This is a genomic window from Maricaulis sp. B-26, assembly GCF_056857855.1.
Window position 1 is genome coordinate 113,032 of record NZ_JBSXNX010000017.1, and the last position, 12,457, is coordinate 125,488.

Consider the following 12,457-nt stretch of genomic DNA (forward strand, 5'->3'; position numbering starts at 1 on the left):
CCGTGTGCGCGATGCGTTAAGGAAGCATTAACTTTTTCGGTTGGCTGGTGCCCGGTCCGGGGGATTTGGACGGGCGCTGTATTGCTTCCGCACAGGAGGGGATTCCCGATGACGACCCGTATTCCAGGCTTGCCTGGCGATGAGACGCGTGCGTGTTCCGAAACCGGTAATCTGAAGTCAGGCCTTCTGCGCGAGACAGCGCTCAAACGGCTCCAGCCGATTGCGGCTGCCGCGCTCCTCTCCGGGTCGCTGATGCTGTCGGGCGCCGCCATGGCGCTGTCGCCCGGGGATACGATCGTCCACCCGACAACCGGCGCCACCCTGACCGTTCTCGAAGTCGTCTCGAACGGCGTCATCGTTACCGGCGACCTCTTCGTGCTCACGACGACGACCGTCGGTGCGATCATTCCTGATCCGGACGACCCCAATCTGACCGTCGAGATCGCCTCGGTCACGACCAATGGCACGACGGGCGAAATCGAAAGTGTCACCTTCACTGACACTCGTACTCTCGATGTCGTCACGCCCCTGAGTACGGCACCCTCGGCGCCTCCCGGCGGCACGATCACGCTTGCGGCCGGTGCCGGCGACGTCAACAACCTCACCTTTATCGAGCGCGGCAGCGGCGGTGGCGGCGGCCGCGACGGCGCCCTGTTCGTCTCGGCCCGTTCCGGGGGTGATGGCGGGACCGGTCCGACCATCAACGAAACCATTCTGGCGAGCCACGGAGCCATCACGACGGTCTCGGCCGATCTGCCCGGCATCATTGCGGCCAGTATCGGTGGCAATGGCGGCAATGGCGGCGACGGTTATCTCGGCGCCAATGGCGCGGATGGCGGCCGGGGGGGCGCTGGCGGGACTGTCACGCTGACGTCCTGGGTCCCGACCATTTCGACGTCCGGTGACCGGTCGCACGGTGTTGTCGGGCAGAGCCGGAGCGGTGTCGGCGGCGAAGGCGGCGACGGCTTCCTGTCACCCAGCGGCGGCGATGGCGGTGCGGGCAATGATGGCGGCGACGTCACTGTCACCAACTACTCCACCATCACCACGCGCGGCGTGGCGGCTCATGGCGTCTTCGCACAAAGCCTCGGCGGCGGCGCGGGCAGTGGCGGCGCCAGCTACGGCCTCGTCGGCAGTGGCGGCGACGGCAATCGCGGCGGCAATGGCGGATTGGCCGAGGCGATCAATTACGGGCTGATCACGACGATCGGAAACAGCTCGCATGGTGTCAGCGCCCAGAGTATCGGCGGTATCGGCGGCGATGCGGGCACCTCGGTAAACCTCGCCTTCAGCTTCACCAGTGACGGTGCGGCCGGCGGCGATGGCGGTACGGCTATCGTCCGGGCCCGCTCGAACGGAAACGGGACCTCCGAGGTCCGCACTGAAGGCGAAGCGTCCTACGGTCTCTTCGCCCAGTCCGTCGGCGGCGGCGGCGGCAATGGCGGCACCGGTGTCGGCCTGGTCGCGCTCGGCTCGGGCGGCGGTACCGGCGGCGATGGTGGCCGGGCCGAGATCTATGCGGATGACGGCACGACCGTCATCACGCTGCAACGGGACTCCCACGCCATTTTCGCGCAGTCCATCGGCGGTGGCGGCGGCAATGGCGGTGTCACCGCCGGGGCCGTCGCGGTTGGTTCGCGCGGTGCCAGTGGCGGTCTTGGCGGCAATGTCAGGGTCGAGACCGGCGCAACCGTTTCGACGGGCGGTATCGACGCCCATGGAATTTTCGCCCAGTCCGTCGGTGGCGGCGGCGGTTCGGCCCGCGCAGCCGGCGGGCTCGTGGCGCTCGGTGGCTCCGGTGCAGGCGCGGGCCATGCCGGGACCGTTACGGTAACCACCAGCTCTGCCAGTACCATCAACACGGCCGAAGAGGGCAGCTACGGCATCTTCGCTCAGTCCGTCGGCGGCGGCGGGGGTGCCGGTGCGGCATCCGGTGGCGTCGTGGCGCTCGGCGGAACGGGTGGAGCGGGCGGAAACGGTTCTACTGTAATCGTCACGAATAATGGCGGCATAACCACGGACGGCGATCTCGCAATAGGCCTGTTCGCGCAGTCAGTCGGTGGCGGCGGCGGCAATGGCGGCTCCTCCGGCGGCCTTGTCACGATCGGTGGCGCAGGCGCTGCCGCGAGCACCGGGGGCAATGTCACTGTCACCAATGCCGGTACGATCACCACGTCCGGTGACAGCTCGATCGCGTTGCAGGCGCAGTCGATCGGCGGGGGCGGCGGTAATGGCGGTTCGTCCGGGGGCGTGTTCCTGACCGTCGGCGGGTCAGGCGGCGGTGGTGGCGGTTCGGGTCTCGTAACCGTCAATAATTCCAACAATCTTTTCACCGATGGCGTCGAGGCTCATGGCCTCTTCGCGCAAGCTGTGGGCGGTGGTGGCGGTAATGGTGGTTCCACCGTTTCCGTCAGCGCGTTCGCCGGCGTCGCGATCGGCGGCGCGGGCGGCGAAGGTGGCGATGGCGGCGTCGTGGACGTCAATTTCTCGGACCGCACCGTCACCGTGGGCGGCGTCAGCCAGACAGTCTCGCCTCTCATCCAGACCCTGCAGGACCGCTCCCGTGGCGTTTACGCCCAGTCGGTCGGCGGCGGCGGCGGCAATGGAGGGTTCGCGGTCCAGGTCTCAGGCGGCTATGGCGTCAGCGCCAGCATCGCTATCGGCGGGTCGGGCGGCAAGGGCGGCGAAGGCGGCGAGGTCAATCTCGACGGCAATGTCACGGTCCGCACCGAAGGCGATTATTCCGAGGGCATTTTCGCCCAGTCGGTCGGCGGCGGCGGTGGTGCTGGCGGATTTGCGACCTCCTTCTCCTTCGCGGCCGGCGAGACAGCCGCAGCAGCCTTCGCCGTCGGCGTCGGCGGGTCCGGCGGCGATGGTGGCCGCGGCGGGACGGTCAATGTGAATTCCGGCGGCGATATCGTCACCATCGGCGAGTTCTCGACCGGCTTCGTGGCCCAGTCTGTCGGCGGCGGTGGCGGCTCCGGCGGGTTCAGTATTGCCGTAGCCGGGTCGGCTGCGGGTGTGGCCAGCGCCTCGATCGGCGTCGGTGTCGGCGGTTCCGGCGGCGATGGCGGTGTCGGCGGGACGGTCGATGCGACCTATGACGGCACGATCACTACCTCCGAAGACCATTCGCGCGGCGCGCTGATCCAGTCTGTCGGCGGCGGCGGCGGATCCGGGGGCTACAATGTCACCGGGACGGTGGCGCTGGGCGTCGGGGGCGGCGTGGGCGTGGGTGTCGGTGTCGGCGGTTCAGGCGGCGACGGCGGGACCGGCGGTACGGTCGACGGCCATATCGGCGGCCATGTCGAGACCGGCGGCGACAATGCGACCGGTGTTACGGTCCAGTCCATCGGCGGCGGCGGTGGTAGCGGCGGCTTCAACGTCACGGGTTCGATCGGGGCTGGCGTCATCGCCGGTGGCGCTGTGGCCGTCGGTGTCGGTGGTGCCGGCGGCGGTGGCGGCGATGGCGGCGTGGTAACCGCGTCTGCGGCGTCGATTACCACCCACGGAGAGAATTCGGGCGGCTTCCTCGCCCAGTCGGTCGGTGGCGGCGGCGGCAATGGCGGCTTCAACGTCTCCGGCTCGATCGCCGGATCGACCGGTTTCTACGGTATTCCGGGCGTTTCCGTCGGCGTGGCGGTCGGCGTCGGCGGTGCCGGCGGCGATGGCGGTATCGGTGAGGCGGTTACGGCCAATGTCGACGGCGATGTTTATACATTCGGCGCCGAGTCGGATGCCATCGTGGCCCAGTCCGTCGGCGGTGGCGGTGGCAATGGCGGCTTCAACGTCTCCGGCTCGATCGCGGCGAGTGCCGACCTGACGGGTACCAGCAGCGCGAATGTCGCGGTCGGTGTCGGCGTCGGTGTCGGTGGTGCAGGCGGCGATGGCGGCCAGGCCGGCAATGTCACGCTCGACACGATCGGTACGACGGTCACCGCCGGTGACGCCAGTGACGGTATCATCGCACAGTCGGTCGGCGGCGGTGGCGGCAATGGCGGTTTCAACGTCACCGGCAATATCGCATTGTCCGCGGCGGATGCCGGTGCGGCGGTTACGGTCGGCGTGTCCGTCGGCGGGACCGGCGGGGGCGGTGGCGACGGACAGGAAGTCCGTCTCTCGGTCAATGACGGCATTGCCGATCCGAACGACACGCTGGTTGCAGTTTCCACCAGTGGAATCGGCGCGCGCGGTATCGTCGCGCAGAGCGTCGGCGGCGGCGGCGGCAATGGTGGCTTCTCCGTTACCGGCGGTATCAGTTTCGCCAATACCGGTGCCGGAAATGTCGGCGTGGGTGTCGGCGGCGGCGGCGGCGATGGCGGCGATGCGCAGCTCGTCCACGGCGAAATCTACGGCGATGTCCTGACCGGCGGCTGGGGAACGATCGCGGGTCCCAATGGCGCGGCCGATGCGGGCGGCGTCCTCGTCCAGTCGGTCGGTGGCGGCGGCGGCAATGGCGGCTTCAGCGTCGCCGGCGGTATATCCGCCTCTCAAAGCCTGTCCGGCAATCTCATGGTTGGCGTCGGTGGTTTCGGCGGCGATGGCGGTTCCTCCGGCGAAGTGACCGGCGGCGTGACCGGCGATGTCTACACGTCCGGCGACCGGTCGGATGCGGTGACGTATCAGAGCCTTGGCGGTGGCGGCGGCAATGGCGGTTTCAACGTCACGGCCGGGATCAGCCTCGCCCTGAATGGCGGCGCCGGAAATCTGGGCGTCGGTGTCGGCGGCTTCGGCGGTTCGGGTGGTAATTCCGAAGCGGTGGAAGCCTGGGTGACGGGTGATGTCGTCACTCAAGGTCATGATTCCCATGGCATTCTGTTCCAGTCCGTCGGCGGTGGCGGTGGCAATGGCGCATTCAATGTCACAGGCGGAATCTCGCTGTCCTCGCAGGTCAGCGGTTCGCTGGGCGTGGGTATTGGCGGCTTCGGCGGCGGCGCCGGAAATGCGGGCCGCGTTGACGGCACGCTCACCGGCGATGTCTGGACCGAGGGCGACGACTCCTTCGGCGCCATGCTGCAGAGCCTTGGCGGCGCGGGCGGCAATGGCGGTTTCAACGTTACCGGCAATATCGCCTTCACTACTGGCAGCTCCGTGTCTGCGGCCATCGGAGTCGGCATCGGCGGCTTTGCCGGCGGTGGCGGCAATGCCGACGAGGTCGTGGGGACGGTCGAGGGCCTCTATGTCACCAGCGGCGACAATGCGGACGGCGTGATCGCGCAATCGCTGGGCGGTGGCGGCGGTAATGGCGGTTTCAATGTCAGCGGCAATATCGCGCTCGGCAATGGCACGACCGGTACCGCCTCGATCGGTATTGGCGGCTTTGGCGGCGCAGGCGGAACGTCCGGCGACGTCACCCTGACCCGTCTTGGCAGTACCTATACGGACGGCGCCAATTCAGACGGCGTGACGGCCCAGTCGATCGCCGGCGGCGGCGGCAATGGCGGTTTCAATATTTCGGGCGGTATCAGCGGCTCGGCCGGCGGCAGCGCAGCGAGCCTCGGCTTCGGCCTTGGCGGTTTCGGAGGCGATGGCGGCAGCGCGGGCAATGTGCTTGCCAATGTGACCGGGAATGTTCTGGCGCGCGGTATCGAGGACGACACCATCATCGCGGCCCGCTACGACGGAGAGGGCGTCGAAGTGGAAGCGGAGCGCCGTGTCCGTTCAGGCGGTTCGCATGGCGTGATGGTGCAGAGCGTCGGCGGCGGTGGCGGCAATGGTGCCTTCAACGTGACGGGCAATATCTCGCTCGCCTCGCCCAGCGGCGGATCGACCTCGCGTGTCCTGTCCATCGGTATTGGCGGTTTCGGCGGGGATGGCGGCGATGCCGGCACGGCAGAGCTGAACCTCGCGGCCGAAGCCGGTGCTGCGGACCGCGCCCAGGTGCTCGCCAATGGCGATGACCGCAATGCGATCACGGTGCAGTCTCTCGGCGGCGGCGGCGGAGCCGGCGCCATCAATGTGTCCGGCAGTATCTCGCTCGACGGGAATATCACGGCCGGAGTCGGCGGTTTCGGCGGCGCTGGCGGCCTCGGCCGGGCTGTCGTGGCCGACGTCGACGCGGACATTTTCGCCTCCGGCAATAATTCCCGCGGCCTGCTGGCCCAGTCGATCGGCGGCGGCGGCGGCCACGGCGGGATCAATATCTCGGCCGGCGTGACTGCCAATCTGAACAATGACGACTCCAATCTGACCTTCGGGCTCGGCGGTTTCGGCGGTGCGGGCAATCGCGCCGGAACGGTGGATGTCGACCATGTGGGCCAGATCCTCGTGGAAGGCGTGAATTCGGTTGGCCTGCTTGCCCAGAGCGTCGGCGGCGGCGGCGGTTCCGGCGGTCTCAATGTCAGCGCGACTCTCAATACGGGCAGCGCGGACTCCAATACCAATCCGCTCAAGGGCTACGGAATCGCCATCGGTATCGGTGGTGCGGGCGGCGCCGGCGCGGTTTCCGACGACGTCCATGTGACCAGCCTCGGCGACATCATCATCAATGGTCAGGCGGTGGCCAATCCCGCGCCGGGTGCCGATACGCTCGAGGCGGTCGCTCACACAGGCGGTGCGAACGGCATCGTTGTGCAGTCCATAGGCGGCGGTGGCGGCCAGGGCGGCATGAATGTGTCGGCCGCCGTGGCACCGCAGGGCAATCCGGTCTCGGTCGGCGTTGGCGGCTTCGGCGGGGCGGGCGACGACGCCGGTACGGTCACGCTCATTCGCGGCTATGACGACCCGCTGGGGACCAAGACGGCAGTCGGCGGTCTGGTCCGCACTTTCGGCGACGATTCCACGGCGATCATCGCCCAGTCCATCGGCGGCGGCGGCGGCAATGCGGGGATGAATCTGTCCTTTGCTGTCTCGCTCTTCAATTCCGATGGCGGAACAGCGGCCAATATCGCAATCGGTGGCGCCGGCGGTGCATCCGGTGCGGGCGATACCGTCATCGTCGATCATTACGGAAATATCGTCACGGACGGCAAGAACAGCGACGGCATCCTGGCCCAGTCCATCGGCGGGGGCGGCGGAAACGCGTCGTACAATCTGGGCCTTGGCGTCATCAAGGATGCGACGGCCGTGAACCTCGCCGTGGGTGGCGATACGGGTGCGGGTAGCGATGGTGGCAGCGTAACGGTCGACCATATCGGCACGATCGTTACGGCCGGAAACAACTCGACGGCGATCAAGGCGCAGTCAATCGGCGGCGGCGGCGGTAGCGCCGGAACCGATATGGCGATGGGTCTTCTGGCCGAAAACTCGCTCGATATCGTGGTCGGACGGCGCGGCGGAACCGGGGGCATAGGCGGCGACGTAACCGTTAATTTTGAAGGCATTATCGACACCACAGGAGACGATTCGCTTGGCATCTTTGCCCAGTCGATCGGTGGTGGCGGTGGCGATAGCGGCGCCACCTCCGTGGGCGTCAGCGGATCGTCGGGGTCGGGCAATGACGCCCAGACAGGCGCCCTTAGCGTGGCCGTCGGCCTTGAGGGCGGTACGGGTGCCGCTGCGGGCGATGTCGATGTGACGGCCAGCGTGGATTCCAGTTCGATCACCACGCGGGGCGACAACGCCCATGCAATCCACGCCCAATCGGTCGGCGGCGGCGGCGGTGCGGGCGGTTCCGTTGCGAACCTGATCGGTCAATCGAATTATTCGCTTCATGTCGGCGTCGGCGGTACAGGCGGCAGTGGCGGCTTGCCCGGAACCGTCACGGTGAACAGTGACATCACGCTCGTCACTGAGGGTGACGGCGCTGACGGTATCCTCGCACAGTCGATCGGCGGCGGCGGCGGCGTCGGAGGCAATATCTTCAATCTCGGCCTGCCGCTCTTCGGTTCGTCGAATATCCAGAACCAGCAATCCGTGCAGGCGGTCGTCAGCGTTGGCGGCAGTGGCGGCCAGGGCAATACAGGCGGCACGGTCAACGTCACCAATACGGGCACGATCGGGACGACGGGCGATACCGCCTACGGTATTCGCGCCCAGTCCATCGGCGGCGGTGGCGGCGATGGCGGCGCCATCCTCAATCTACGCGCCGAAAGCCAGAGCAATAACCACACCATCGACATCAATGTCGGCGGTTTCGGCGATGATGGCGGCAATGGCGGTACGGTCGACGTCGAAAACTACGGCCTGATCGTTACGACCGGCCGGGATTCGGCCGGTATCAGTGCCAACAGTATCGGTGGCGGCGGGGGCAATGGCGGCATCATCCTAGATGCGGCCGTCGGTATCACCGGCACTCAGCAGAACAGTCATCGCTGGGTCTTCAATATCGGTGGTTTCGGCGGTACGGGCGGCGATGGCGGCTCCGTCTCCGTCCTCAACCAGGCGGTGGCGGGAGAGGCCAATTCCGGCACCATCGTCACCCAGGGCGATGGCGCTTACGGCATCTTCGCGCAATCGCTCGGCGGCGGTGGCGGCAACGGGTCGTCCATCATTTCCGTGACCGGCCAGAAAGCCGATGAAAGCAGCAGTATTTTCGGCTTCAATCTGGGTGGTTCGGGTGGTTCCGGCGGGGTCGGCGGAGCTGTGGACGTCACCAATGACGGCCTGATCGATACCAGCGGCGAAGGTGCGCACGGCATCCTGGCCCAGTCCATCGGCGGCGGCGGCGGCAATGGCGGCCTGGTCCTGGCGGCCAATGTCTCCATCGGTGCCCGGGCGCACTCGCCTCTCATCGCGATCGGCGGTTTCGGCGGTTCGGGCGGCGATGGCGGAAGTGTCGAAGTCACCAATTCCGGCAATATCGTCACCCGGGGCGCCAATTCGAACGGCATCCAGGCCCAGTCGATCGGCGGCGGTGGCGGCAATTCCAGCATCGGCATTGCGATGACGGGAGAGCCTATTTCTCTCTTTGCGTCCAATACGTTGAGCCTGATCCTTGGCGGTGCGGTGAGCAGTTCCGGCGGGACGGGAGGCACCGTCACGGTCAATCATACCGGCGACATAACCGTCCTCGGCGAAGGCTCGAACGCCATCAAGGCGGAGAGCATCAATGGCGGCGGCGGAACGCTTGAAGTGAGCTTCGAGGGGATCGCCTCCCTGCCGGGCCGGCCGAGCCTGCCCTTCATCGGATCGCCCCTCTCTCCGGATCCGGACCAGTCTCCGGCGGATCCGCTCCTCGCGGCCCGGACGGGCGCCGATGGCGCGTCCGGCATGAATGCCGGTTCGGTCACACTCAATCTGAACGGGACCTTCCAGGCCGGCGGCAACAATTCGACGGCCGGACTCGTGCAGTCGATCGGTGGCGGCGGTGGCCAGATGAGCCTGATCGCATCGCTGGGCATCACGCCGGTGGCGCTGGGCGATACGCCGACGCCTGTCGATGTCGGCTTCACCCTCGGCGGTATCGACGGCAGCAATAATAATGGCGGCGATATTTCCGCCAGCCAGTCCGGCGGCCTTCTGACCAATGGCAATAACTCCCTGGGTCTGCTGATGCAGACGATCGGGGGAGGCGGTGGCCGCGGCGTTATCGATCTGGTTTCTGGCGCCGGTACCTATCTGGGCCCGGTCGATGTCCGCCTCGGCGGTACGGACGGCAGCCAGGAAACTGGCGGAAGCCTGACCCGTTCCCAGTCCGGCTCGGTCATGACCACCGGCGCATTCGCGCCCGCTGCCGTGCTGCAGAGCATTGGCGGCGGCGGCGGCTTCGTCAGTGTCACCATCGATGCGACCGACCAGTCCAGCCATCGTGTTCGCACGGCCCTCGGATCGGATGGCGGCAGCAATCTCTCCGGCAACAATATCGATGCCGATTTCTCCGGCGGTATTTTCACCCTGGGAGATCGCTCGGTTGGCCTGTTTGCGCAGTCTGTTGGCGCGGGCGGCGGTGTTGTCCAGTCGACGGGATCGGATCGTCTTGGCGTGACGCTGGGCGGGTCTGACGGTGCGAGCGGGGATGGCGGTGTTGTAGCGATCGCCAATACCGGCCAGATCGGAACGACGGGTGCGCGCTCGCACGGCGTGCTGATCCAGTCGATCGGCGGCGGCGGCGGCGCTGTCGTCAGCGATGCGAGCCAGATCGATTTCGGTCTGTCCGCGGACAATACGGGCGATGGCGGCACGATCGCTTTCGACCAATCCGGCGACATCATCACCGAAGGCGCGGGCGCTTACGGCGTCATCCTGCAATCGCTCGGCGGCGGCGGCGGCTGGATCGATGGCATATTCGCCGGCACGGCCGGTGGTGTGGGTGCGGGCGGCGCGATCGACTTCTCGGTCGACGGCATGGTGTTCTCGACCGGAGCGGACGCGACGGCAGTCTTCGCCCAGAGCCTGGGCGGCCTGGGCGCCGGCGACATTACCGGCCTGCTGACGGGCCTGGTGCGCGGCGGCGACGGGATGGGCCGGGGCGTGTGGCTGGACGGGGGCGCGAACAATGTCGTGACGTCGTCCGGCTCGATCTCGGCAGTGTCGACCTGGGCGATCGAGGCGACGACGGGCAATGACACCATCCTCAATGACGGCTTCGTGTTCGGCAATGTGGATCTGGGCTCCGGCGTGAACGGGTTCGACAATCGCTCGGGCGCGGTTTTCGTGGCCTATAACACGATCGATCTGCGCGACCCGGCACCTTCGCCCCAGACGCCGCAGCAGACCCAGCAATCCGCCGCGCCGGCCAAGACGCCGGTGATGGATACCGGTACGTCCATGACGGGCTACTCGGCCGGTGGCGCAGCCGCGGTCGAACTGGTTGCCCCGTTTGCGGGCTCAGGCGAGACGGGTGGCGAGAAGGCTCCGGTGATGGCCAGCCTGGAGACGGGCAGTTCCGGCCTGTCGTCCATCGCGTCGTCCGGCCTGCCCGTTTCGGGCAAGGGCGGCCCGGTGATGGATGCGCTGGACACTGGTGCGACCGGAACGACTGGCCAGACGGGCGTGACCGCGCTGGCCGCGAGTCCGGTACCGGAAGCGACCTTCCGCAATGCCGGCGATTTCCTGATGGGCCTGTCGGCCTCGCCCTTCCCGATCGATCTGCTCAACGGTGAGACGTTCGGCAATCTCGATGGCGAGGGCGATCCGCGCTTCAACCTCTATTACGGGGCCCGGGTCATCAATACGGTCGAACTGGACGGCCATTACGAGCAGACGGATGAGGGCCATCTCGTCTTCGATATAGCCTTCGGTCCCTATGCCTCGGACATCGTCAATGTGACGGGCACGGCAACGGTGGATGGCACCGGCGACATCACGCTGACCTGGCTGGAGAACAATGAGCGCAAGACGCTCTTCGCCACCCAGGAGGGCGGGTTCGACAATGGTCTGGAGATTTCCGATACGCTGGCGATCGACTATTCCATCGAGGCCGATGCGGCGGGCGTGCACCTGGTGATCGATACGGACTTCGGTCTGCCCAGCCTGAACCGCAATGGACGCGCGCTTGGCGGTCATATGGACTCCGCCGTGGAGGCAGGCGGATCGGCCGGGATCGGCCGTCTGCTGGCCTATCTTGGCAATATGCGGGCGGACGATCTGGAGCTCTATCATTACGTCTTCGAGGAGCTTAACCCGGAGCCGCACCTGGCACCCTTCCAGGCCCAGTTGTCTTCGGCGAACAGCTTTGCCGACGACCTGTTCAATTGCGGCGGCCCTGTGAGCCGACCGGACGATCAGTGCGTATGGTCGCAGCTGGAGATGACCGGGCGCAGCCGCGACGCCACCTTCGAGAACTTCAATGTTGAAGCCAACTCGATGCGCTTCAGCGGCGGGTTCGAACAGGCGCAGGGTAACGACTGGTCGATCGCGGCGGCGATGAGCTACGAGAACACACAGCCTATGGCGGTCGACGGCCAGCGGGCCCGCACGGAGGGCGAAGGCTTCTCGGTGGGGATCGGCGTGGAGCGCAATCCTGCAGCGGGTCCCTATTACGGGGCAGCGCTGAGCGGCGGCTGGTCCTGGTGGGAGACGCAGCGGGCGGTGAATGTGTTCGAGCCACTGGTGGGCGTGTCGGATCCGGAGACGGGCTATGTGCGCCTGGGCGGCCATGTCGGGGAGACTTTCCGTCACGGATCGGTCTTCGCACGGCCGCAGCTCTCCGCCTCGCTGACGGCGCTCTATCACAATGGTCTGGCCGAGGAGGGGCTCGAGGGGATCGGCGTGGAAGTGCTCTCGGACAAGGAGCTTGTCGGCGCGATCAATCCGGAGCTGACTGTGGGCCATGTTTTCCGCGAGACGGAGGACATGGTGGGCACGGTCTCAGTGACGGGCGGTCTGCGTCTGAGCACGCAGGACCGTCTGGAACTGCCGGTGCGTTTCCTGGGCGCCAATCCGGCGGCGGATCCGGCCGAGATCGGTACGTCGCTCGATCAGCTGGTCTACCAGGTCGGCTTCGATATCGAGGTGGCGGGCGACGACCGTGTCGGGCTGAGCATCGGCTATGACGGCGAATTCGGACCGGAAACCGAATACCAGCGCGCCGGCATCGATCTACGCGTCCGCTTCTAAACGCCAAATCCCCGCAGCG

1 protein-coding gene is annotated in these 12,457 nt (G+C 66.9%); it reads left to right on the top strand.

All coding sequences use genetic code 11. From position 1 onward, the window contains the following. Positions 1-108: 108 nt before the first annotated feature. Positions 109-12,438, top strand: a complete 12,330-nt coding sequence (locus AC13HB_RS04900) for a hypothetical protein (protein ID WP_482948612.1) — start codon at positions 109-111, stop codon at positions 12,436-12,438. The last annotated feature ends 19 nt before the right edge of the window (positions 12,439-12,457 follow it).

Coding starts and splice junctions, on each gene's coding strand:
- AC13HB_RS04900 (WP_482948612.1), top strand. CDS start 109: ATGACGACCCGTATTCCAGGCTTGCCTGGCGATGAGACGCGTGCGTGT.